Here is a 21,529-nt window from a genome sequence, read left to right as displayed (position 1 = left end):
CCCCCCCCCCCCCCCCCCCCCCCCCCCCCCCCCCCCCCCCCCCCCCCCCCCCCCCCCCCCCCCCCCCCCCCCCCCCCCCCCCCCCCCCCCCCCCGGTGGGTCAGGAGAGCGACGCGACGGCCTTGCGGACCTTGCCGGCGATCTCGGTGGGCAGCGGGGCGTAGCCCTGCTCCTTGAGGGTGGCCTGGCCGTCCTCGCTGGCGAGGTAGGTCAGGAAGGACTTGGCGGCGGGCAGCGTGTCGGCCTTGTTGCCCTTGTCGCAGGCGATCTCGTACGTCACCAGCGTGATCGGGTACGCGCCCTCGGCCTTGGACTTGTAGTTCAGCTCCAGGGCCAGGTCGTTGCCCTCGCCGACCTGCTTGGCCTCGGAGATGGCCTTGGAGGCGTTGTCGACGTTGGCCTCGACGGGCTTCTGGGCGCCGGTGTTCAGCTTGGCCGTGTCGATCTTGCCGGCCGTCGCGTAGGACAGCTCGAAGTACGAGATCGCGCCGCTGGTCTGCTTGACCTGCGAGGAGACGCCGGCCGAGCCGGAGGCCGCCTGGCCGCCCTTGCCCTCCCAGGTCTTCGCGGGCTCGTGCGGCCACGCCTTGGGCGCGGCGCCCTTGAGGTACTTGGTGAAGTTGTCGGTCGTGCCGGAGTCGTCCGAGCGGTGGAACGCCTGGATCTTCAGGTCCGGCAGCTTGACGCCCGGGTTGAGCTTCTTGATCGCCGGGTCGTTCCAGTTCTTGATCTTCGAGTCGAAGATCTTGCCGAGGGTCTCGGCGTCCAGCACGAGGTTGTCCACGCCCGGGACGTTGTAGCCGACCGCGATCGGGCCGCCGACCATCGGCAGGTTGATCGCCTCGCCGCCCTTGCAGATCTTCTTGGACTTGGCGACCTCTTCGGGCTTGAGCGCCGAGTCGGAGCCGGCGAAGGCGGTCTGGCCCTGCAGGAAGGTGGTGATACCGGCACCGGAGCCCGTGGGCTGGTAGTTGATCTCGGTGTCCTTGCAGGAGCCGGAGTAGTTCTGCACCCAGACGTCCATGGCGTTCTTCTGTGCCGAGGAGCCGGAGGCGAGAAGCTTGCCCTTGCCGTCGCACTTGATGTTCGCGGCCTTGGCGGACGAGGCGCCGGGACCGCCCGTGGTGTCGTCCGAGCCGCACGCCGAGAGGGCCAGGGCTCCGGAGACGGCGAGAGCGCCAACGGCGAGGGCGCGAACCCGGTTCTTGCGCTGAAGCTTCACTGTCGAGAGTTCCTTCCTGGGGCCCGCCGTGGTCAGTGGCGTGCTGGGCCGTGAAATGAATCAGATGAGGTATCCAGCTATGCGGTGCCACGTCGGCCTCCGGGCATGACGCGCACTCGGTAAGGCCGAAATTAGGCAGATCAGGTGAAGGCGCCGAAGGAGCGGAGTGAACGCGGGGTGAACCTCGGCCGTCGGATGCGTGCGTCCGGTACGGCCCGGTTCCGGATCCCGGCCACGGCCTGCGCGCCCCGGCTCCGGGGACCGGTCGCGGCCGGGATGTCCGGAAGAAGTGGTCCGCTGCCCTTCTGTATTACCGACCGGTATGGCAGCATCCGCGGACGACGCGCACGGCGATGTGACCGGAGGTGGCCCGTGAGGAGCCTGGGGGAACGGCGAAACGTGGGGCGCGGCGCGGCGCTGGCCTGCGCGGCCGTGGTGCTGTGCGCGACGGGCGCACTGGTGGGCCCGGTACCGGCGGCGTACGCCGATCCCGCGCCCGCGGGCAAGCGGGACCTGGACGAAGTACGCAAGAAGATCGACGGCCTCTACCGGCGGGCGGAGCGAGCCACCGACGCGTACAACGCCGCCAAGGAACAGGTCGAGCGCCAGCAGAAGGACATCGTGAAGCTGGCGAAGAACATCGTCAGCACCCAGCACAAACGCAAGGAATTGCAGCGGAAGGCCGGCTCGCTGGCCAGCGCGCAGTACCGCGGCGGCGGTCTGCCCGCCGAGGCGAAACTGATGCTGGACAAGGACCCCGAGGGATTCCTCGACCACGCCACGCTCGCCCGCAAGGGACAGCACGCGGTCCGCGGCGTACTGGGACAACTGGCGCGCGCGGAGAACGACTTGCAGGACTACGCCGAGGATGCCACCGAGCGCTGGGAGAAGCTGGAGAAAGAGCGGAAGAAGAAGGCCGCGGCGAAGAAGGACATCGAGCAGAAGATCGACGCGGCGGAGCGGATCGAGTCCCGGCTCCAGGCCGCGGAAAAGGCGCGGCTGAAGAAGCTGGAAGAGGACCGGGCCCGGCAGGCGCAGACGAAATGGCTGGATTCCGGAATTCTGGCGGAGACCGGCGGTACCGCGTCCGCAGCGGGCAAGAAGGCGATTTCCTACGCGACGGAACAGATCGGCAAGGATTACGTGTGGGGCGCGGAAGGCCCGGACACCTTCGACTGTTCCGGGCTGACGATGCGCGCGTGGGAATCGGCGGGTCATCCCATTCCGCGCACGTCACAGGAACAATGGCGGCAACTGCCGCACATCGACATCGAGGACATGCGCCCCGGCGATCTGATCATTTACCACGATGACGCCAGTCACGTGGCGATGTACCTGGGCGACGGCGCGATCGTGCACGCCCCGCGGCCCGGCCGCCAAGTGACCCTCGCCGGGGCCGGATCGATGCGGATCCTGGGTGTCGTACGGCCGGACGCCAAGCGCTGACCCGACGTACCGTATTGCGCTGTGTGCGCGCTGTGTCCGCGCTGTCATTCCGGCATCGGGACGGGAAAAACCCCGTCACCGTCCGGTCGCCGAGCGTGTGCCCGGGGTGATGTTCGTCATTCCGCATTTCTCCCCAGGACGGCCAAATCGCTTCCGTATCCCGGTTTATGGCCGGCCCGGCGTGTCGTCCGCCATTCCGTACGGGACCGCACTGGCGCTAAGGTCGCCTTCCAGTGCCCGGTGGCGCACCGCTCGTAGGACCAATGGCGGCGCGGAACCGGGCACGGTGGTGCGCCGGTCGGTCACCGCCGCCGCACCCTCGGGGGGAGGGAAGGAACCAGAGGACATGCCCGTACCCGGACCGCGTCAGCGCACGGCCGTGCTGCCACCGGCTGCCGGCCCGGCGAACGGCGCGCCCGAGTCCGCGCGCCCGGCGCAGGGGGAACCCGCGCGCCCGCAGGACAGCACGGGCCCGGCCGCCGCCGACGCTCCCGACACGCTCCCGGATCCGGCGCACGCGCCCGTTCCGGCCACGCCGGGTACCGGCAGCCACGGGCTGACCCTGCTGGTGATCGGCGAGGACCCCACCAGCTCCGTACCGGAGATGTCCGACGGGCAGGGCCACAAGGTCAGGGTCCGCACCGCCCGCAACCTCACCGAGGCCCAGCGGCTGCTCACCGACGACGTGCACTGCGTCCTGCTCGACCTGGCGGCCATGCCGGGCCGCGAGTCGCGGAACGGCGAGGACCGGGAGAGCCGCGCGGACGCCGGCCAGGAGCCGGCGCCGGACGAGCTGGAGCCGCTGCGCGCGGTCCTGCGGCTCGCCCCGCGCCACGCCGTGCTCGCCCTGACCGAGGAGGCGGATGCGGAGCGCGGCGCCGAGGCCGTACGCGTCGGGGCGCAGGACTACCTCTCCCGCGAGCAGCTGGACGGCGCGGTGCTCAGTCGCGTCGTGCGCTACGCCGTGGAACGCAAGCGCGCCGACCTCGCGCAGCGCCAGCTCACCGAGTCCCGGCTGCGGGCCCAGGAGAACGCCCGCCTGGAGCGCGGCCTGCTGCCCACTCCGCTGCTGGACGGCTCCGACCTGCGCTTCGCCGCCCGGTACCGGCCGGGGCGCAGCCGGGCCCTGCTCGGCGGCGACTTCTACGACACGGTCCGCACCCCGGACGGCACGGTCCACGCGATGATCGGCGACGTCTGCGGGCACGGCCCCGACGAGGCGGCCCTCGGCGTCGAACTCCGTATCGCCTGGCGCGCGTTGACCTTCGCCGGGCTGTGCGGCGACGAACTGCTCTCCACCCTCCAGCAGGTGCTGGAGAACGAGCGCGACAACGACGAGATCTTCGCGACGCTGTGCACGGTCGACATCGCGCCGGACGGGCGGAGCGCCGGGGTCTGCCTGGCGGGCCACCCGGCGCCGCTGCTGGCCCGGGCCGGCAGGCCGCCGCGGCTGCTCCCGTACGAGAGCGGCGGCCCCGCGCTCGGCCTGCTGCCGCGCGCCCGCTGGCCGCGCCATCAGGTCGAGCTGGGCGGCTCCTGGAGCCTGCTGATGTACACCGACGGCATGATCGAGGGCCGGATCGGGGACGGCAGTCAGCGCCTGGGCCAGGACGGCATGGTCGATCTCGTGGCCGCACGGATGGCGGCGGGGCTGCGTGGTGAGGCGCTGCTCGACGCCGCGGTCACCGAGGTGCGCGACCTCAACGGCGGCGAACTCACCGACGATCTCGCGGTCCTGCTGCTGGACCGCGGGGGTGCGTGAGGCGGGCTTTCCCGCCTCGTACTGCCGTCAGCGGCCGCCGTTCCACGGGCCGTAGGGGCCGTCGGAGCTGGAGCCGCCGCGGCGCGGGCCGCGGCCGCCGCCGGAGACCCGCTTGAGCGCGGGCCGGACGTCGACCATGTACACGATCGTCGCGATCAGGCCGATGACCGGCAGGAACGCCATGACCCCGAAGAGCACGTTGACCAGCGTCGCCAGGCCCAGAATGATCAGCCAGAACGGCTTGGACTGCTTGTCGGCGGCGCGGTAGGCGTCCTCGCGGCGGATGGCGGAGTCGATGAACGCGAACGCGCTGAACACCAGCAAGGCGAGCGAAATCAGCCACAGCAGATTGTTGAATCCCTGGATCAGCACGCCGTTCCACCACCCGTTGACTGTCGGACTGTCCTGGTCACCGTACCGGTAGAACGGGCCGGGCACGTCGCACGTGCCCGGCCCGCTCCCTTGCCCCGCGGCCTACTTCGCCGGCGGCGTGGTCTTCTTGGCGGTCGTCTTGCGGGCGGCCGGAGCCGGCGCCGGCTTCTTCGCCGACGCGGGCTTGGCCTCCGCCTCGGACTTGGTCTCGGTCTTGGTCTCGGCCTTGGCGGCGGCCGGCTTGGCCTCCCCGGCCTTGGCCGAATCGGTCTTGGCCGGCTCGGTCTTGACCGCGCCGGACTTCGGCTCCCGCTCGGTCTCCGGCTCGATCGCGACCGCCAGCTCCTCGACCTCGTCGGCGACCTCGCCGCGCCAGGTCTGCACGGCGCCGCGGCCGCGCTCGGCCAGCTCGTCGTAGGTCTCACGGGCCTTGACGGCGTACTCGGCCGCCCGGCCCACGCCCTGCAGCGCGAGGTCCTGGGCCTGCTCGCGGATCTTCTTCAGGTCGGTGTCCAGGGAGCCCAGCAGCTCGTACAGCTTGTCCTGGGCGTCCTTGGCCTGCTTGGAGACGCGGTCCTGCACGGCCTTGGTGTCGGTGGTGCGTACCTCCTCGAAGCGCTTGGGCGCCTCGGCGCGGAGGCGGTCCACCAGCGCCGGGACCTCCTTGAGCTTCTCGCCGGCGAGGTCGGCCGTGCCGGCCAGCGCGTACAGCGGGGTGGGGTCGGTCAGCGTCTTGCGGAGGTCGTCGGTGATGGCCATGGCGTTCTTCCTCCTGGAATCGGTTGCTCAGGTGGCGTGCGGGTCGCCGTCGGCCTCTTGGGTGCCCTTTTTGCCGTTGCCCGTACTGCCGTGCTCGTCGCTGCCGCCGTGCTCGTCGCCGCCGTGCTCGCCTTCCGGCGCGGTCCGGTCGAGGTCCAGACCCTCGGCGCGCGCGATGTCCGAGCTGTAGCCGTTCTCCTTGCGGAACGACTCGTAGATCTGCAGCAGCACCTGCTTCTGCTTCTCGTTCAGGGCCGGATCGGTCAGGATCGCGCTGTGCACTTCCAGCCCGTCCGGATCCCGCCGCTCATCGAGTATCCCGGCCTGTACATACAGGGTCTCGGCCGAGATCCGCAGGGCCTTCGCCAGCTGCTGCAGGATCTCCGCGCTCGGCTTGCGCAGCCCGCGCTCGATCTGGCTGAGGTACGGGTTGGACACCCCGGCGGCATCGGCGAGCTGCCGGAGGCTGAGCTGCGCATTGCGCCGCTGCTCCCGCAGGAACTCCCCGAGATTGCCGACGTTGAGTGATGCCATACCTCGATCCTGCACGCCATCGCTAACTATTGCAAGCACCCGCTAGCAAAAGTGTTCCACATCATGGGGCAAGGCGGGACGAGCCGCCTCGCGGGAGCCCATGTGAGGTCCGGTACAGCACGCACTGGCGAAGCGGCCCCTCGGGCACGCTCGGGTCCTCGAAGTCGTCGGCCGGGTCCCGGGTCATGCCGATCCGCCGCATCACCGCCTGGGAGCGGAGGTTGTTGACGGTCGTCGACGCGACGACCTCCGCCAGCCCGAGGGCCTCGAAGCCGAAGGCCAGGCAGGCCAGGGCGGCCTCGGTGGCGTAACCGTGACCCCACGCCGAACGCATCAAACGCCACCCGACGTCCACCCCCGCGAACGGCATGTCCTCGCCCACCACGTCCAGCCCGGCGCGGCCGATGAACTCACCGGTCTCCCGCGCCTCGAGCGCCCACCATCCAAACCCTCGCTCGTCGAACTCGCCCTGCATGAGGGCCACAGCGGCATCGCTTTGCTCCCGCGTGAGCAATCCCCCCAGGTGTTCCCGGACTTCGGGATCGGCGTTCATCGCCGCCCACGGTTCGAGGTCGGATTCCCGCCACGGGCGGAGCAGAAGACGATCGGTACGCAGTTCCGGCATGCCGCCCAGCTAACGCCCTCACGATCAGGGTGTCGATCGGTTATGCCGCGCCCACGGTGAGAAGGACAGCCTCGCGGGAGCCCATGCGTCCGGCTACGCGAAGTCGTACGCTGCCCAGTCGGTGACCGGGAGGTATCCGATGCGCTGGTAGAGGGCGTTGCTGGTGGGGTTGGCCGCGTCCGCGAACAGCACGACCTCCGTGGCGCCCGCGGCCAGCGCGGCGCGGCTCACCTCGACCGACACGGCGCCCGCGTAGCCGCGACCGCGCAGGTGGGCCGGGGTGTAGACGGGGTCCACCTGGGCCAGGCCGGCGACCGTCGGGTTCACGCCCGCCATGGAGACCGGCGTGCCGTCCGGGGCTTCCCAGAACGTATAGCGCTTGTCGGCGAAGCGGGTGCCGGCCCAGGAGCCGGCGTCGATGGAGACGGCTTCCCCGACGTCCGCGGCGAACTCACCGCACCAGCGCATGAGTTGCTCACGGTCCTGCTCGCCCTCGCCCACGAGTCGGCCCCGGCCCGCGGGGAGCGGCTCCGGCGGGGTGAGCGTGCCGAGGCGGTACAGGCGGATCCGGTTACGGAGTGCCGGCGTCGCGCCTGTGTGCCGCTGCCAGGCTTCGGCGAAGGCGGTGGCGGTGCTGTGGTCCGCGCTGACGTAGGGGAGGGAGTGCCCGAGGGCGGCCAGGTGGGTGGCGAGGGTGTCGGCCTGATCGGGGGAGAGGGGGGTGAGGCCCAGGCCGCGCGACGGGAGGCGGTGGAAGGTGGCGAGGACCTCGCCCGCTCGCTCCAGTCGGCCGAAGAGGGGGGCCTGGGCGCCGTATGCGGCCGCCCCGCGTGCGCGCAGTCTCGCGGTCACAGTCAGCGGCATGATGTGCGGGACGGGCCGCGAGCGCAGGAACTCTCCGGCTCGGGCGAGAAAGTCGTCGACGTCTTCGGTGAGGTGCCAGTCATCCGGGCGCATGGTTCATGATCTCGGATGCGCTTGCGGCGGGGGATGCGAATGTGGGGAGACGCGATGCGTCGTCGTGTCTGGTGCATCTGCGTTCTGTGCGTTCTGGGTGCCCTGGGTGCTCTCGGCGCATGACCTAGGAACGCCGCCGTCCCGCTATCGCGACGGCCGTCCCGATTGCCGCGAACAGCAGCCCGATCCCGCCGAAGATCAGCGGCAGCAGCCACAGTGAGGCGAACCCGTTGATTCGTGCGTCCTCGGGGGAATCGGCGCGGTACAGCACCTGGACCCGCTCACCCTCCTCGTACGACGGTGGGTTGGAGCCCGTCGAGCTCCGGAACGTTCTCGGCGTGCCGTCCGCCGACGTGAAATCGACCACCGGGTACGCCGCGGGCTTGTTGTTCACCTGCCGCTTGCGGGATGCGCCGCTGTGGTCGTTCCGCCACTCCAGCGCCACCACCGTGCCCCGGGCACGCTCCGCGTCCGTCAGGAACGAGACCGTCACCCCCGCCAGGATCAGCCCGATGATCAGGAACAGCGTCCCGAACGCGATCCCCCCGAACGCGACCCACCGGCCGGCGCCCCGCCCACGTACCTGAACCTGCACGACGTCCCTCTCACTTGTCACTTGTCCGGAGTGGGAGGGACGCTATCCCAGTGCCCCGGTCGCCGGGCTCCCGCGTGCTGGGCAAGGCGGTCGCTGGGCCAGGCGTGGGATGCTGGTCGCGTGACGCTATCGGACCTGGTTTCGCTCCGTCGGGCCCGTGACCTGATGGATCGCGAGTACGCGGAGCCGCTCGACGTCCCCGCGCTGGCCCGCGCGGCGCACATGTCGCCCGGCCACTTCTCCCGCAGCTTCCGCGCCGCTTTCGGGGAGACGCCGTACAGCTACCTGATGACCCGCAGGATCGAGCGGGCCAAGGCTCTGCTGCGGCGCGGCGACCTGTCGGTGACGGAGGTCTGCTTCGCGGTCGGATGTACGTCGCTGGGGTCGTTCAGCTCGCGGTTCACCGAGCTGGTGGGCGAGAGCCCGAGCGCGTACCGGGCACGCCCGCACGAGCAGGGGGCGGCCATCCCGGCCTGCGTCGCCAAGATCTTCACGCGCCCGGTCAGGAACGCGAAACCGGTCACGAATGGAGAAGCCAGGCGCGCGCCCCGCCCGTAGCGTGAGCTCCATGGACATCAACCTTTCGCAGTGCTTCATCGCCGTCGACGACCACGACAAGGCGCTCGCCTTCTACCGGGACGTGCTCGGACTCGAGGTGCGCAACGACGTCGGGTTCGAGGGCATGCGCTGGGTGACGGTCGGCTCGCCGACGCAGCCCGGCGTGGAGATCGTGCTGGAACCGCCCGCCGCCGACCCGAACGCCTCGCCGGCCGACAGACAGGCCATGGCGGAGCTGCTGGCCAAGGGCATGCTGCGCGGCGTGATCTTCTCGACCGACGACTGCGACGCCACCTTCGAGCGCATCCAGGCATCGGGCGCCGAGGTGCTGCAGGAGCCCATGGACCAGCCGTACGGGGTCCGCGACTGCGCCTTCCGCGACCCCGCGGGCAACATGCTGCGCTTCAACCAGCCCCGCACCAAGTAAGAGCCCGTGTTCACACCCGACGCCGGCGGGGCACCGCACCGACCGGCGTCGGTCCGCGATCAGAAGCCGTGCCGGTGCGGAAGCGCCCGACAGCCTGGCAGAGGGAGACACGATGAGTACGGCCAAGAGGGCCGGCGCGCAGGCGCCCGCGCCGCACGTTGCCGACAGCCACGACATGATCCGCGTGCACGGCGCGCGCGAGAACAACCTCAAGGACGTCAGCATCGAGATCCCGAAGCGGCGGCTTACGGTGTTCACCGGCGTCTCCGGCTCGGGCAAGAGCTCGCTGGTGTTCGACACGATCGCCGCGGAGTCGCAGCGGCTGATCAACGAGACGTACAGCGCCTTCGTGCAGGGCTTCATGCCGACGCTCGCGCGGCCCGAGGTCGACGTGCTCGACGGACTGACGACCGTGATCACCGTCGACCAGCAGCGGCTGGGTGCCGACCCGCGCTCCACGGTCGGCACCGCGACCGACGCCAACGCGATGCTGCGCATCCTCTTCAGCCGGCTCGGCAAGCCGCACATCGGCCCGCCCGGCGCGTACTCCTTCAACGTCGCCTCGGTGACGGCGAGCGGTGGCTACAGGGTCGACCGCGGTGCCGACAGGACCAAGACGGAGAAGGTGACCTTCAGCCGCACCGGCGGCATGTGTACGCGCTGCGAGGGCCGCGGCGCGGTCTCCGACATCGACCTCACCCAGCTCTACGACGACTCCAAGTCGCTCACCGAGGGCGCGTTCACCATCCCCGGCTGGAAGTCGGACAGTCAGTGGACCGTGCAGGTCTATGCCCAGTCCGGCTTCGTCGACCCGGACAAGCCGATCCGCGAGTACACCAAGAAGGAGATGCGGGCCTTCCTCTACGGGGAGCCGGTCAAGGTCAAGGTCAACGGTGTCAACCTCACCTACGAGGGCCTGATCCCCAAGATCCAGAAGTCGTTCCTGTCCAAGGACAAGGAGGCGATGCAGCCGCACATCCGGGCGTTCGTGGACCGGGCGGTCACCTTCGCCACCTGCCCCGAGTGCGACGGCACCCGGCTCAGCGAGGCCCCTCGGTCGTCGCGGATCGGCGAGATCAACATCGCCGACGCGTGCGCGATGCAGATCAGCGACCTGGCCGAATGGGTACGCGGTCTCGACGAGCCGTCGGTGGCGCCGCTGCTCACCGCGCTGCAGCAGAGCCTCGACTCGTTCGTGGAGATCGGCCTCGGCTACCTCTCGCTCGACCGGTCGTCGGGCACCCTGTCGGGCGGCGAGGCGCAGCGCGTCAAGATGATCCGCCACCTCGGGTCGTCGCTCACCGACGCCACCTACGTCTTCGACGAGCCCACCATCGGCCTGCACCCCCACGACATCCAGCGGATGAACAACCTGCTGCTGCGGCTGCGGGACAAGGGCAACACGGTACTGGTCGTGGAGCACAAGCCGGAGACGATCGCGATCGCCGACCACGTCGTCGACCTTGGCCCCGGCGCCGGTACCGCGGGCGGCAGCGTCTGCTTCGAGGGCACCGTCGAGGGGCTGCGGGCCGGCGGCACCGTCACCGGCCGCCACTTCGACGACCGGGCCGCCCTCAAGGAGACGGTGCGCAAGCCCACCGGCCGGCTTCCGATCCGCGGCGCGACGACGCACAACCTGCGCGACGTCGACGTCGACATCCCGCTCGGCGTACTGACCGTCATCACCGGCGTCGCGGGCTCCGGCAAGAGCTCGCTCGTACAGGGGTCGCTGGTCAAGGGGCCGGGGGCCGCCGACGAGGGCGTGGTGTCGGTCGACCAGGGCGCGATCCGCGGCTCGCGACGGAGCAACCCGGCGACGTACACCGGGCTGCTCGACCCGATCCGCAAGGCGTTCGCCAAGGCCAACGGCGTGAAGCCCGGGCTGTTCAGCGCCAACTCCGAGGGCGCCTGCCCCACCTGCAATGGCGCCGGCGTCATCTACACCGACCTGGCGATGATGGCGGGCGTCGCCACCACCTGCGAGGAGTGCGAGGGCAAGCGGTTCCAGGCGTCCGTACTGGAGTACCGCCTCGGCGGCCGCGACATCAGCGAGGTGCTCGCGATGTCGGTGACCGAGGCCGAGGAGTTCTTCGGCGCCGGCGAGGCCCGCACACCGGCCGCGCACCGCGTCCTCACCCGGCTCGCCGACGTCGGCCTGGGCTACCTCTCGCTCGGGCAGCCGCTGACCACCCTCTCCGGCGGCGAACGGCAGCGGCTCAAGCTGGCCACCCACATGGGAGACAAGGGCGGCGTCTACATCCTCGACGAGCCGACCACCGGCCTCCACCTCGCCGACGTCGAGCAGCTGCTCGGCCTGCTCGACCGGCTCGTCGACGCCGGCAAGTCGGTCATCGTCATCGAGCACCACCAGGCGGTCATGGCGCACGCCGACTGGATCATCGACCTCGGCCCCGGCGCCGGTCACGACGGCGGCCGCATCGTCTTCGAAGGCACGCCTACCGACCTCGTCGCCGCCGGTTCCACGCTCACTGGCGAGCATCTGGCGGCGTACGTCGGCGGCTCTTCGATGCGCTGAGGCGAGGCTCCCGTAACTCGTTTGCCGCCGGCGAGGGGCGGGGTGAGGATGCCGGTATGGTGCGTGGTTTTGATGAGCTGGTGGACGAGGCCGAATCCGTGTCCGTCGAGGGGTGGGACTTTTCGTGGCTGGACGGGCGGGCCACGGAGGCGCGGCCCTCGTGGGGGTATCAGCGGCTTATGGGGGAGCGGCTGGCGGGGGTGTCGGCCGCGCTGGACGTCCAGACCGGTGGGGGCGAGGTGCTCGCCGGGGCGCCGAAGCTGCCGCCGGTGATGGTGGCGACCGAGTCCTGGCCGCCGAACGTCACCAAGGCGACCCGGCTGCTGCACCCGCGCGGCGCGGTGGTCGTCGCCGATCCGGACGAGCCGCCGCTGCCGTTCGCCGACGACGCGTTCGACCTGGTGACCAGCCGGCACCCGGCGACGGTGTGGTGGGCGGAGATCGCGCGCGTACTGCGGCCAGGTGGCACGTACTTCGCGCAGCACGTGGGGCACGAGAGCGTGTTCGAGCTGGTGGAGTACTTCCTGGGACCGCAGCCCGAGGCCCGGCGGGCCCGGCACCCGGACCACGACCGGGCGGCGGCCGAGGCCGCCGGGCTGGAGATCGCCGACCTGCGGTTCGAGCGGCTGCGGATGGAGTTCTTCGACGTCGGCGCGGTCGTCTACTTCCTGCGGAAGGTGATCTGGATGGTGCCCGGCTTCACCGTCGGGCAGTACCGGGACCGGCTGCGCGAACTGCACGAGAAGATCCAGGAGGAGGGGCCGTTCATCGCCCACTCCACCCGGTTCCTGATCGAGGCGCGCAAGCCGGAGTGAGATGGTGAAGGGGGTGAAGGGGGGCGGCGGTTGACTTCGAGTGCGCTCCAACTCCTACCGTCCCTGACGTGAGCCCGAAACAGTCCTCGCCCACGGGGGACGGGGCACTTCAGGAGGTAATCGCATGACCAGCATTCCCACCCGGCAGCTCGGCGCCCTGACCGTCTCCGCGCAGGGACTGGGCTGCATGGGGATGAGCCACGGGTACGGCGCTTCGGACGACGCGCAGTCGATCGCGACCATCCACCGCGCGCTCGACCTCGGTGTGAGCCTCCTGGACACCTCCGACTTCTATGGGGCCGGGCACAACGAGGAACTGGTCGGACGGGCCGTCGCCGACCGCCGCGACCGCGCCGTGATCGCCACGAAGTTCGGCTTCGCCAACAAGCTCGGCGAGCCGACCGCGATCCGGGGCGACGCCGCGTACGTACACCAGGCGTGCGACGCCTCGCTGCGCCGGCTCGGCGTCGACCACATCGACCTGTACTACCAGCACCGCGTCGACCCCGAGGTGCCGATCGAGGAGACGGTCGGGGCGATGGCGGAGCTGGTCGCGGCCGGCAAGGTGCGGCACCTCGGGCTGTCCGAGGCGGGCGCGGAGACGATCCGGCGGGCGCACGCGGTGCATCCGATCGCCGCGCTGCAGAGCGAGTGGTCGCTGTGGACGCGGGATCTGGAGGAGGAGATCGCGCCGGTCTGCCGGGAGCTGGGCATCGGGGTCGTGCCGTTCTCGCCGCTCGGCCGCGGGTTCCTCACCGGGCAGTACAGGTCCGTGGAAAGCCTGGCGGAGGGCGACGTACGCCGTACGCAGCCGCGCTTCGCCGACGGCAACCTGGAGCGCAACCTCGCCATCGTCGAGCAGCTGCACGAGCTGGCCGCCGAGAAGGGCATCACGGCCGGGCAGCTGGCGCTGGCGTGGGTGCAGCACCGCGGCGCGGACGTCGTGCCGATCCCGGGCACCCGCCGCGAGAAGTACCTGCTGGAGAACGTCGCGGCGGTCGCCATCGGGCTGTCCGCCGACGAGCTGGCCGCCATCGACGCGGTGGCGCCGGCCGAGGCGGTGGCCGGTACCCGGTACGACGAGACGAGCCTGACCTTCGTGAACCGCTGACCCGACGGTGACGGGGTTGTCCACAACCCCGGAGTTGTCCACAGGTCCGCTCGCCCCGCGCCGTACCGCCGTAAAGTCGGAGACATGAGTGAGGACGAGGGGAGCGTGCGGATCGACAGCTGGATCTGGTCCGTGCGGCTCATGAAGACACGGTCGATGGCGGCCACGGCGTGCCGGGGCGGGCACGTACGGGTCAACGGCGAGCGCGTGAAGGCGGCGCACGGCCTGCGGACCGGCGACGAGGTGCGACTGCGGCACGCCGGGCGGGAGCGGGTCGTGGTGGTGAAGCGGCTCGTGAAGAAGCGGGTCGGGGCACCGGTCGCGGTCGAGTGCTACGTCGACAACAGCCCGCCCCCGCCGCCGCGCGAGATCGCCGTGCAGGTCCCGATCCGCGACCGCGGCGCGGGCCGCCCGACCAAGCGCGACCGCCGGGAGATGGAACGACTGTGGTCCCGGCAGGAGGGCCCCGGCGAGCCGCCTCGCGGGTGATCATCGAGCCTCACCCCCCATTCGCCGCCAGCCAAGTGGGGTCCGGGGCGATGAGTTGGAGTACTTCGATCAGGGTGCCTTCCGGGCTGCGGACGTTGAAGCGGCGCTGGCCCCACGGCTCGTCGCGGAGCGGATTGGTGATCGGGACGCCCCGTTCGCGCAGCGTGGCCTCTTCGGCGGCCGCGTCCGCGACGAGGAAGGCGAGGCAGAGTCCCGCGGTGTCCTGGGTGCGGAAGCCCTCCGGCATGGACTCGTGGCCGCGCTGGACGAAGTCCAGTACGTACGCGGGGTGTTCGGGGTGGTGCAGGCTGGCGTACCAGCCCAGGTCGGCGACCTGGGTGAAGCCGAAGTGTTCGGTGTAGAAGCGGCTGCTGGCGGCGGTGTCGTCGGTCAGTACGGCGATGCCCAGCTTCTCGAAGCGCATGGGTTCCCCTCCCTGTTGGCGGCCGTGCGCCGCTAACCACTCTATGTGTAGTACGTTGGGTGTAGTGGTTGCAAGGGAGTAAGGCGAGGAGGCTGTCGGTGGTGCGCAATCCGGAGCGGCGTACGGCGCTGGTGGACGCGGCGATCGAGGTGCTGGCGCGGGACGGTGCGCGCGGGCTGACGTTCCGCGCCGTGGACGCGGAGGCGGCCGTGCCGAAGGGTACGGCGTCCAATTACTTCGCCAGCAGGGACGAGCTGCTGGCGCAGGTCACCGGGCAGATCCACCAGCGCATCGCGCCGGACCCGGACGAGGTCGCCGAGGTCATGACGGCGCCGCGCGGGCGCGAGCTGGTGACCGAGCTGATGGGGTGGATCAACCGCAGGGTGAGTGCGAACCGCACCGGTTACCTGGCGATGCTCGAACTGCGCCTGGAGGCCACCCGGCGGCCCGAGCTGCGGGAAGAGCTGACCGCCACCATGCGCGGCGCGCTGGAGGACGATCTCCGCTTCCACAGTGAGGGCGGGCTGCCGGGCGACCGTACGGCCGTGCTGCTGATGTATCTCACGATGACCGGGCTGATGCTGGAGCAGCTCACGCTGCCGGGCGTGGTGCCGGCCGAGGAGGCGGACGGGCTGATCGCCGCCCTGGTCGACCGGGTGATCCCGGCCGGGCCCTCCTGAGACCGGATCCCCGGATCCCCGGATCCCCGGATCCCCGGATCCCCGGATCCCCGGATCCCCGGAGTCCCGGATCCCCGGAGTCCCGGATCCCCGGAGTCCCGGGTTCCCGGATTCCCGGATCCCCGGATCCCCGGGGTCCTTGGGGTCCCCGGACCCCCGGATTCCCTGGTCAGGCGTACGCCCACTGCCTCACGCGGGAGTTACGACGGGAGCGTACGCCAAGCAGCTCACCGCTCCTCGAACAGCTCCAGCAGTTCCTTCTTTTCGAACATGCGGGCCGTGTCCACCGCGGACGGTGAGCCCGCTGCCGGGTCCGCGCCGTGGCTCAGGAGGAGTCGTACGATCGCGTCCTCGCCCTTGAAGACCGCGCCCGCGATCGGGGTCTGGCCGCGTTCGTTGGCGCGGTCGGCGTCCGCGCCGCGCTGGAGCAGGGCTTCGACGGTCGCGACGTGGCCGTGGTACGCGGCCAGCATGAGGAGCGAATCGCCCTTGTCGTTGGTGAGGTTGGCGGGCACCCCGGCGTCGACGTACGCGGCGACCGTGTCGGTGTCGCCCTGCCGGGCCAGGTCGAAGACCTTGGCCGCCAGCTGCAGCACCTCGGGGTCGTGCGCGTGCTCGATCGACTCGGGCCCCTGTGCGCCTGGTGTCGTCTCGCTCATGCTGTCGGCCTCCTGCTCTCGTGGTGTGCGCCTGCACCCGCCACTTTATGCAGGCCACGGCCGTTGACGACGGTACGCCTCAGAAGGTGTCCGGGCACCACGGCCGGCGCGCCGTCCGCAGCAGCGCGTCCGCGGTGGCGAGCGTGCCCGGCCGGTCCTCCTGGATCCGGCCGAGCGCCGCGAGCCGCGTGGCGGACTCGTCGCCGAGGTAGAGCACGGCCAGCTCCCGGGCGTCCAGGGTGAGGTCGGCGGAGCGGGTGGTGCGCGTGCAGGTGGCGCCTTCGGGCCCGGCGTCGAGGTGGTACCGGCCCGCGGCGTACCCATCCGCGTCCCGCACCTCCAGGACCAGTGACCCGGATCCGCCGTACGTACGCGCCGCCAGCAGCCGCGGTACGTCCAGCGGCCGCAGCCACAGGTAGTCGGCGTGCGCCTCGACGCTCGCGGCGCGCGGGTCGCCGAGCAGCAGCGGCACCAGGTCGTCGGGGGCGCGGTGCCCGGTCTTCACGTGCAGGATCCAGTCGATCGAGCAGAGGAAGTGCCACAGGGCCCGCTCGGCCTCGGGAGTGATGGCGAGCAACTTCTGGACCTGGACGGTCTGTTCGGGCCGCTTGTGTTCCCAGCGGTCGTCGCTGGTGTACGTGACCAGGCCCTCGACCTCGCCGGACGGGGAGCGGTACACCGCGTGGTACGGCTCCTTCCACTCCAGCGCGGGCCACTGGACGTCGCCGGTCGCCTGCCGCCACCAGCGCTCGCCGCGCGTGACCGCGCCGGGCTGCCGGGCGCGGAAGCGGTCGTGCAGGACGGGGCCGAGGGCGCGCACCTCCTCGGGGGTCGCGAAATCCACCCGGGCGCCGTCCTGCGGGCCCGCGTACCGGGAGTCGAGCCGGGCGCGGGCCACGTCGATGCGCCACTCCGTGAACCACGTGGCGGGGCCGAAGCCGTACCGCCCGTAGATCGGGTACTCGGCGGCGATCAGCGAGGCCACCACCTCGCCGCGCTCCCGCGCCGCCGCCATGTCCTCGGCCATCATGCGGCTGAGCAGACCGCGGCGGCGGTGCGTGGGGGAGACGGTCACCTGCGACACGGCGCAGGTGGGCACTCGCGCGCCGCCCACGACGGTCAGCTCCTGCGGGAAGCTGCGGAAGGTCGCGACGCAGCGCCCGCCGTCGAACGCGCCCTGTGTACGGGTGAGATCGGTGCCGCCGCGGCGGAACTCGATCTCTTCCTTGGTCACCCCCGGCGGCTGGAGGAAGCCGGTGGCCATCGCCTCCATCCAGCCGGGGAACTCGTCCTCGCTGACCGTGCGCACCTCAAGACCCATGTCCGTACCGTAGGCGCGTGTCTGACGGGTTGTCGCCCGGATTATCGGCGAGCGCGAGGCTGTGGATCAGCCGCCCGTGAGGCCGTGCCCGAGGTCAGGGCCCGAGCCACGGACGGTCAGAACGCCGCCGCCCGGATTTCCCCCACCCGCTCGGCGCCGCCCAGGAGGGGGACGTCCGCGATGCGGTCGAGTACCGGGGCGTCGACGCCCATCAGGCGCAGCGTGCGGGCCAGGACCGGGCCGAGCGTGCGGGTCGCGCCGTCGTCGATCTTGAAGGCGAGCGCGCGGCCGTCGGGCAGCGCCAGCGCCTGTACGGCCTCCGCGCCCATCTTGGACAGCACGCCGGGGAGCTCGCGCATCAGCCAGGTGTCGGGGCGGCGGGTGCCGGCGACGTACTCCGGGTGGGCGCGCATGGCGTCCGCGACCCGGCGCTCGGGCGTGCCGGGCTCCGCCACGACGAAGTGCCGGTAGGAGCGGGCCAGGCCGGTCAGCGAGAGCGCCATCAGGGGCGCGCCGCAGCCGTCCGTGCCGATGTGGTCGACGGCCTCGCCGCTCGCGTCCCGTACGGCCTGCAGGACCAGCTGCTGGAGCGGGTGGTGCTGGTCGAGGTAGCTCTCCAGCGGCCAGCCGTTCGCGGCGCAGACGGCGAGCATCGCGGTGTGCTTGCCGGAGCAGTTCATGGTCAGCCGGTCGCGGACCTTGCCGGCCGCCAGGTAGTTCTCCGCCTCGGTGGGGTCCAGCGGCAGGTCGGGCGGGGTCTGCAGCTGCTCGGGGGAGAGGCCGTGCTCGGCGAGCATCTTCTGGACGAGATCGAGGTGAAAGCTTTCTCCGGAGTGGCTCGCGGCGGCCAGGGCCAGCCGCTCGCCGGAGAGGTCCAGGCCGGCCCGGAGGATCGCGGCGGCCTGCATCGGCTTGTTCGTCGAGCGCGGGAAGACCGGTGAGGAGATGTCGCCGAGGGCCAGGTCCACGCTGCCGTCGGCGGCCAGGACGACCAGCGAGCCGCGGTGCACGCCCTCGACGAAGCCGGACCGGACGACCTCGGCGAGCACGGGGGAGACGGGCGCCTGGGCGGGCCCGCCCGCTCCCGGCCCGTCCGGCGTGGCGCCGGATACGGGTCCCTTCGGCGTGGCGCCGGACATCGGCCCCTCGGGCGAGGTGTCGGATATCGGCGCGTCCGCGCCGGATATCGGTCCGGTGGACGCGGGCGTGGGCTCGGCGGCGGAGGAGGAGGTCATCGCGGGCCTTCCGGGGACGGGTCACGGACCGCCTCCTCCGCGGGCCGGTGGCCTCCGCGTCAGGAGAGCAGGTCGTCTACTTGCGCTTCCCCTTCACGGTACCTGCGGGCGATCTCCGCGCTGCAATCGTCCGCCGTGCGCTGCAGCGACTGGCGGCGCAGCGAGACCTGCCGCTCGTACTGCACGAGCCGGGCCATCGCCTCCCGCAGCTCGGCGTCCGTCCGTGCGCCCAGGTCGGACAGCTCGACCTCGCCGAGCATGTCCTCGGCCAGCCGGCGGTACTCCTCGCTGTGCGGCGTCCCGACCGTCACGTGCCGGGCCGAGGAGCGGTGCCGCGACGGCTCGTCCGTGAGGATCTCCGGCAGCCGGTCCAGGACCGTGGTCTGGGGCGCGGCCCGCCGGGCCGCCTCGGCGCGCAGGATGTCGATCCGGCCCTGGAGCAGCCGTCGTACGTAGCTGAGGTCGGCCTCCTCCTGCTGCGCGTCCCGGCGCAGCTTGCGGATCTCGGGCAGGCCGAGCCCCGAGAGGTCGGGCCGGGGGGCCGGACGGAAGCGGTCGCGCTGCAGCGGAGGGCGGGGCTGTGCCGGGCCTGCGGGGAGCATGGGGCCATCCTCTGTGCGGTCACCGGCCCCGGCCGGGCGCCCGGGCGAGGGCGCCGGCTCGGGCCGGGACGTGGACGTCGTCGTCGGCGGAGGCAGGGGCCCGCTCGCGGACGCTGCCGCGGCCCCTTGGGTGGATGTACGGGCAAATGGTACGGAACCGGAGGGTGTCTGCCCGGCGCCGGCGGTGCTCATGCGTATGTCCGTCCCCTCGTGCGGTGCGGTCCCGGAGCCGTGTGGTCCCGCGCACCTCGTGCAGGCATCGTGCCACTGAGGGTGGTGCGCGCGCAGGGTCATCGGCCCGCGAACGGTCCGTGTGGGGGTACGTCGTGCGGCCTCGTTGGGCTGTCCGGGTGGTACGGGGCGCCGCACCCCGTGGGGTGGCCTGGGGTGGCGCCCGGCATCATGGCGGTATGCGAGCAGTGGTGCAGAGGGTGAACGGCGCACGCGTCGACGTGGCGGGCGAGACGGTCGGCGAGGTCGTGGGGGAGGGGCTGTGCGTCCTGGTCGGCGTGACGCACGACGACACCCCGGAGAAGGCCGCGCAGCTGGCACGCAAGCTGTGGTCGGTGCGCATCCTCGACGGCGAGAAGTCGTGCTCGGACACGGGCGCGGGGCTGCTGGTGATCAGCCAGTTCACGCTGTACGGGGACGCCCGGAAGGGGCGCCGCCCCACCTGGAACGCGGCTGCCCCGGGGGCCGTTGCCGAGCCGCTCGTCGACGAGGTCGTCGCGCAGCTTCGGGCGCTCGGCGCGCACGTGGAAACGGGCCGCTTCGGCGCGGACATGAAGGTGTCCTTGACGAACGACGGCCCGTTCACGGTGCTGGTCGAGGTCTGAAAGCCCGTTGTCCTCAATCGCCGGACGGGCTGGTTTTTACGGCTCGACCACGATCTCCTGGGCCGCCGCCGTGCCGTCCGCCATCAGCTCCGCGTCCACCGGGACGTTGCGCTTCACCAGGGCCAGCGCGATCGGCCCGAGCTCGTAATGCCGGGCGGAGGTCGTGACGAAGCCGAGCTGACGCCCGTCCGGACCGTCCGACGCCAGTCGGACAGCCGCGCCGTGCCCCGGCAGCTTCACCTCGCTGCCGTCCAGGTGCAGGAAGACCAGCCGGCGCGGCGGCTTCCCCAGGTTGTGGACCCGGGCGACGGTCTCCTGGCCGCGGTAGCAGCCCTTCTGCAGGTGCACGGCCGTGCCGAGCCAGCCCAGCTCGTGCGGGATGGTGCGGTGGTCGGTCTCCAGGCCGAGCCGCGGCCGGTGCGCCTCGACGCGCAGCGCCTCCAGGGCCAGTACGCCGATCGCGGGGCCGTGCGCGGCGGCGAAGCCCTCCAGGGAGGCGCGCGGCAGGAAGAGGTCGCGGCCGTGCGGCGTCTCGCGGACGGCGGCGGCGTCCCCGGGCGTCTTGGCGATGGAGCCGGCCGGCAGGTGCACGACGGCGATCTCGTCCGTGCGGTCGGCGGCCTCGACCCGGTAGAAGAACTTCATGCTCTCGAGGTAACCGAGCAGCGCTTCCTGGGTGCCCGGCTCGGTGTGCAGCCAGGTCGTCTCGCCGTCGTCGACGAGGTAGACGGCGTGCTCGATGTGGCCGTTGGCGGAGAGGATCAGCGCCTCGGTGGCGTGGCCGGGCGCCAGCTCGCTGACGTGCTGGGTGAGCAGCAGGTGCAGCCAGGTCAGCCGTTCGGGGCCGGAGACGGTCAGTACGCCGCGGTGCGAGAGGTCCACGAAGCCGGCGCCGTCGGCGAGGGCGCGTTGCTCGCGGAAGAGGTCGCCGTAGTGCGCGGCGACGCCTTCGTCGGGGGCCTCGGCGGGGACGGCACCGGGCAGCGACAGCAGGGGGCTGGCTTCTGAGGGACGTGGCATGAGTACCAGCCTACGACCCGGTACTACCGGAGGGTCGGCCCGCTCGCCCCGGACGTCAGCCCGCGTCCGTACCGTCCGACTCGGCGGCCCGCGCCGCGGCGTCCGCCGCCTTCGCCGTGCACTTCCTGCACCGGCCGAAGATCGCGAAGTGCTTGAGGTCGGTGTCGAAGCCGAACTGCTCGCGCAGCGTCTCCGTGAAGGGCGCCGCCACCGAGAGATCGGCCTCGATCACGTCCGTGCAGTCCCGGCACACCAGGTGGATGTGGTGGTGCCGGTCGGCGAGGTGGTACGTGGGCGCGCCGTGCCCGAGGTGGGCGTGGCTGACCAGCCCCAGCTCCTCCAGCAGCTCCAGGGTGCGGTAGACCGTGGAGATGTTGACGCCGCCCGCCGTCCTGCGCACCTCGGTGAGGATCTCGTCGGGCGTGGCGTGCTCCAGCCGGTCCACCGCCTCCAGCACGAGCTGCCGCTGGGGGGTCAGACGGTATCCGCGCTTGCGGAGGTCGCTCTGCCAGTCGGTGGTCACCACGCCCCCAGTGTAGGTGCG

Annotated in this window: 24 protein-coding genes; 10 read left to right on the top strand and 14 right to left on the bottom strand. The window is 71.6% G+C overall.

Annotated features, from left to right (window positions below):
* Positions 1-100 precede the first annotated feature (100 nt).
* Positions 101-1,222 carry a phosphate ABC transporter substrate-binding protein PstS gene (pstS, locus tag ACZ4MH_RS11625; RefSeq protein ID WP_351594227.1) on the bottom strand — a complete coding sequence of 374 codons (1,122 nt, stop codon included), beginning with the start codon at positions 1,220-1,222 and terminating at the stop codon, positions 101-103.
* Between the two features lie 417 nt (positions 1,223-1,639).
* Here pstS and ACZ4MH_RS11620 point away from each other — a divergent pair, with 417 nt between their 5' ends.
* Positions 1,640-2,668, top strand: a complete 1,029-nt coding sequence (locus tag ACZ4MH_RS11620) for a C40 family peptidase (RefSeq protein WP_351594261.1) — start codon at positions 1,640-1,642, stop codon at positions 2,666-2,668.
* 346 nt (positions 2,669-3,014) lie between these two features.
* A complete protein-coding gene (locus ACZ4MH_RS11615) occupies positions 3,015-4,430 on the top strand; it encodes a PP2C family protein-serine/threonine phosphatase (protein WP_351594225.1) in 1,416 nt (471 codons plus the stop codon).
* 27 nt (positions 4,431-4,457) lie between these two features.
* Here ACZ4MH_RS11615 and ACZ4MH_RS11610 read toward each other — a convergent pair whose 3' ends face one another.
* The 6 genes from ACZ4MH_RS11610 to ACZ4MH_RS11585 all read right to left on the bottom strand — a co-directional run bounded on the left by ACZ4MH_RS11610 (position 4,458) and on the right by ACZ4MH_RS11585 (position 8,272).
* Entirely contained in the window at positions 4,458-4,802 is a 345-nt protein-coding gene (locus ACZ4MH_RS11610; RefSeq protein ID WP_351594222.1) for a DUF2516 family protein, read from the bottom strand.
* 102 nt (positions 4,803-4,904) lie between these two features.
* The gene (locus ACZ4MH_RS11605) at positions 4,905-5,561 is read right to left on the bottom strand and encodes a hypothetical protein (RefSeq protein ID WP_351594219.1); all 657 of its coding nucleotides are present in this window, start codon (positions 5,559-5,561) and stop codon (positions 4,905-4,907) included.
* Between the two features lie 27 nt (positions 5,562-5,588).
* Positions 5,589-6,095, bottom strand: coding sequence for a helix-turn-helix domain-containing protein (locus ACZ4MH_RS11600; RefSeq protein WP_351594216.1), 507 nt, complete (start codon positions 6,093-6,095; stop codon positions 5,589-5,591).
* A gap of 61 nt (positions 6,096-6,156) precedes the next feature.
* Positions 6,157-6,720, bottom strand: a complete 564-nt coding sequence (locus tag ACZ4MH_RS11595) for a GNAT family N-acetyltransferase (protein WP_351594213.1) — start codon at positions 6,718-6,720, stop codon at positions 6,157-6,159.
* Between the two features lie 93 nt (positions 6,721-6,813).
* A complete protein-coding gene (locus tag ACZ4MH_RS11590; RefSeq protein WP_351594210.1) occupies positions 6,814-7,677 on the bottom strand; it encodes a GNAT family N-acetyltransferase in 864 nt (287 codons plus the stop codon).
* Positions 7,678-7,801: 124 nt separating this feature from the next.
* A complete protein-coding gene (locus ACZ4MH_RS11585) occupies positions 7,802-8,272 on the bottom strand; it encodes a DUF3592 domain-containing protein (RefSeq protein ID WP_351594207.1) in 471 nt (156 codons plus the stop codon).
* A gap of 120 nt (positions 8,273-8,392) precedes the next feature.
* On the opposite strand from ACZ4MH_RS11585, the gene ACZ4MH_RS11580 reads away from it, so the two are divergent.
* The 6 genes from ACZ4MH_RS11580 to ACZ4MH_RS11555 all read left to right on the top strand — a co-directional run bounded on the left by ACZ4MH_RS11580 (position 8,393) and on the right by ACZ4MH_RS11555 (position 14,208).
* On the top strand, positions 8,393-8,830 hold the full coding sequence (locus tag ACZ4MH_RS11580) for a helix-turn-helix transcriptional regulator (RefSeq protein WP_351594204.1): 438 nt from the start codon (positions 8,393-8,395) through the stop codon (positions 8,828-8,830).
* Positions 8,831-8,840: 10 nt separating this feature from the next.
* Positions 8,841-9,257: a VOC family protein gene (locus ACZ4MH_RS11575; RefSeq protein WP_351594201.1), complete on the top strand. Its 417-nt coding sequence runs from the start codon at positions 8,841-8,843 to the stop codon at positions 9,255-9,257.
* 112 nt (positions 9,258-9,369) lie between these two features.
* Positions 9,370-11,793 carry an excinuclease ABC subunit UvrA gene (locus ACZ4MH_RS11570; protein WP_351594198.1) on the top strand — a complete coding sequence of 808 codons (2,424 nt, stop codon included), beginning with the start codon at positions 9,370-9,372 and terminating at the stop codon, positions 11,791-11,793.
* 56 nt (positions 11,794-11,849) lie between these two features.
* Positions 11,850-12,608 (top strand): class I SAM-dependent methyltransferase, encoded by a 759-nt coding sequence (locus ACZ4MH_RS11565; protein ID WP_351594195.1) that lies wholly within the window; start codon positions 11,850-11,852, stop codon positions 12,606-12,608.
* Between the two features lie 124 nt (positions 12,609-12,732).
* Positions 12,733-13,719 (top strand): aldo/keto reductase, encoded by a 987-nt coding sequence (locus ACZ4MH_RS11560; RefSeq protein ID WP_351594192.1) that lies wholly within the window; start codon positions 12,733-12,735, stop codon positions 13,717-13,719.
* Positions 13,720-13,803: 84 nt separating this feature from the next.
* Positions 13,804-14,208, top strand: coding sequence for an RNA-binding S4 domain-containing protein (locus tag ACZ4MH_RS11555; RefSeq protein ID WP_351594189.1), 405 nt, complete (start codon positions 13,804-13,806; stop codon positions 14,206-14,208).
* Positions 14,209-14,218: 10 nt separating this feature from the next.
* On the opposite strand, the gene ACZ4MH_RS11550 is transcribed toward ACZ4MH_RS11555, so the two are convergent.
* Positions 14,219-14,632: a VOC family protein gene (locus ACZ4MH_RS11550; RefSeq protein ID WP_351594186.1), complete on the bottom strand. Its 414-nt coding sequence runs from the start codon at positions 14,630-14,632 to the stop codon at positions 14,219-14,221.
* 98 nt (positions 14,633-14,730) lie between these two features.
* On the opposite strand from ACZ4MH_RS11550, the gene ACZ4MH_RS11545 reads away from it, so the two are divergent.
* Positions 14,731-15,312 carry a TetR/AcrR family transcriptional regulator gene (locus tag ACZ4MH_RS11545; protein ID WP_351594184.1) on the top strand — a complete coding sequence of 194 codons (582 nt, stop codon included), beginning with the start codon at positions 14,731-14,733 and terminating at the stop codon, positions 15,310-15,312.
* A gap of 227 nt (positions 15,313-15,539) precedes the next feature.
* On the opposite strand, the gene ACZ4MH_RS11540 is transcribed toward ACZ4MH_RS11545, so the two are convergent.
* From ACZ4MH_RS11540 to ACZ4MH_RS11525, 4 genes are all read right to left on the bottom strand, one after another.
* Complete coding sequence (locus ACZ4MH_RS11540) at positions 15,540-15,971, bottom strand: ankyrin repeat domain-containing protein (RefSeq protein ID WP_351594182.1); 432 nt, start codon at positions 15,969-15,971, stop codon at positions 15,540-15,542.
* 79 nt (positions 15,972-16,050) lie between these two features.
* Entirely contained in the window at positions 16,051-17,292 is a 1,242-nt protein-coding gene (locus ACZ4MH_RS11535) for a GNAT family N-acetyltransferase (protein ID WP_351594180.1), read from the bottom strand.
* A 116-nt stretch (positions 17,293-17,408) separates the two neighbouring features.
* Complete coding sequence (locus ACZ4MH_RS11530) at positions 17,409-18,431, bottom strand: asparaginase (protein ID WP_467754476.1); 1,023 nt, start codon at positions 18,429-18,431, stop codon at positions 17,409-17,411.
* 155 nt (positions 18,432-18,586) lie between these two features.
* Entirely contained in the window at positions 18,587-19,129 is a 543-nt protein-coding gene (locus tag ACZ4MH_RS11525) for an RsiG family protein (protein WP_351594174.1), read from the bottom strand.
* A gap of 410 nt (positions 19,130-19,539) precedes the next feature.
* Between ACZ4MH_RS11525 and dtd the strand changes: the two genes are divergently transcribed.
* On the top strand, positions 19,540-19,965 hold the full coding sequence (gene dtd, locus ACZ4MH_RS11520; RefSeq protein ID WP_351594171.1) for a D-aminoacyl-tRNA deacylase: 426 nt from the start codon (positions 19,540-19,542) through the stop codon (positions 19,963-19,965).
* 36 nt (positions 19,966-20,001) lie between these two features.
* Here the strand turns inward: dtd and ygfZ are convergent, their stop codons facing one another.
* Entirely contained in the window at positions 20,002-20,985 is a 984-nt protein-coding gene (ygfZ, locus tag ACZ4MH_RS11515; RefSeq protein WP_351594168.1) for a CAF17-like 4Fe-4S cluster assembly/insertion protein YgfZ, read from the bottom strand.
* A 55-nt stretch (positions 20,986-21,040) separates the two neighbouring features.
* Positions 21,041-21,511, bottom strand: a complete 471-nt coding sequence (locus ACZ4MH_RS11510) for a Fur family transcriptional regulator (RefSeq protein ID WP_351594165.1) — start codon at positions 21,509-21,511, stop codon at positions 21,041-21,043.
* Positions 21,512-21,529 lie beyond the last annotated feature (18 nt).

This window comes from Streptomyces sp. NPDC026301 (assembly GCF_055567935.1).
This window is presented reverse-complemented; position numbering and strand designations above follow the sequence as displayed.

What these genes read in the sequence shown, in the direction of transcription:
- ACZ4MH_RS11615 (WP_351594225.1), top strand. Translation starts at nt 3,015, where the DNA reads ATGCCCGTACCCGGACCGCGTCAGCGCACGGCCGTGCTGCCACCGGCT.
- ACZ4MH_RS11605 (WP_351594219.1), bottom strand. Translation starts at nt 5,561, where the DNA reads ATGGCCATCACCGACGACCTCCGCAAGACGCTGACCGACCCCACCCCG.
- ACZ4MH_RS11600 (WP_351594216.1), bottom strand. Translation starts at nt 6,095, where the DNA reads ATGGCATCACTCAACGTCGGCAATCTCGGGGAGTTCCTGCGGGAGCAG.
- ACZ4MH_RS11595 (WP_351594213.1), bottom strand. Translation starts at nt 6,720, where the DNA reads ATGCCGGAACTGCGTACCGATCGTCTTCTGCTCCGCCCGTGGCGGGAA.
- ACZ4MH_RS11590 (WP_351594210.1), bottom strand. Translation starts at nt 7,677, where the DNA reads ATGCGCCCGGATGACTGGCACCTCACCGAAGACGTCGACGACTTTCTC.
- ACZ4MH_RS11575 (WP_351594201.1), top strand. Translation starts at nt 8,841, where the DNA reads ATGGACATCAACCTTTCGCAGTGCTTCATCGCCGTCGACGACCACGAC.
- ACZ4MH_RS11570 (WP_351594198.1), top strand. Translation starts at nt 9,370, where the DNA reads ATGAGTACGGCCAAGAGGGCCGGCGCGCAGGCGCCCGCGCCGCACGTT.
- ACZ4MH_RS11565 (WP_351594195.1), top strand. Translation starts at nt 11,850, where the DNA reads ATGGTGCGTGGTTTTGATGAGCTGGTGGACGAGGCCGAATCCGTGTCC.
- ACZ4MH_RS11560 (WP_351594192.1), top strand. Translation starts at nt 12,733, where the DNA reads ATGACCAGCATTCCCACCCGGCAGCTCGGCGCCCTGACCGTCTCCGCG.
- ACZ4MH_RS11555 (WP_351594189.1), top strand. Translation starts at nt 13,804, where the DNA reads ATGAGTGAGGACGAGGGGAGCGTGCGGATCGACAGCTGGATCTGGTCC.
- ACZ4MH_RS11550 (WP_351594186.1), bottom strand. Translation starts at nt 14,632, where the DNA reads ATGCGCTTCGAGAAGCTGGGCATCGCCGTACTGACCGACGACACCGCC.
- ACZ4MH_RS11540 (WP_351594182.1), bottom strand. Translation starts at nt 15,971, where the DNA reads ATGAGCGAGACGACACCAGGCGCACAGGGGCCCGAGTCGATCGAGCAC.
- ACZ4MH_RS11535 (WP_351594180.1), bottom strand. Translation starts at nt 17,292, where the DNA reads ATGGGTCTTGAGGTGCGCACGGTCAGCGAGGACGAGTTCCCCGGCTGG.
- ACZ4MH_RS11530 (WP_467754476.1), bottom strand. Translation starts at nt 18,431, where the DNA reads ATGTCCGGCGCCACGCCGAAGGGACCCGTATCCGGCGCCACGCCGGAC.
- ACZ4MH_RS11525 (WP_351594174.1), bottom strand. Translation starts at nt 19,129, where the DNA reads ATGCTCCCCGCAGGCCCGGCACAGCCCCGCCCTCCGCTGCAGCGCGAC.
- dtd (WP_351594171.1), top strand. Translation starts at nt 19,540, where the DNA reads ATGCGAGCAGTGGTGCAGAGGGTGAACGGCGCACGCGTCGACGTGGCG.
- ygfZ (WP_351594168.1), bottom strand. Translation starts at nt 20,985, where the DNA reads ATGCCACGTCCCTCAGAAGCCAGCCCCCTGCTGTCGCTGCCCGGTGCC.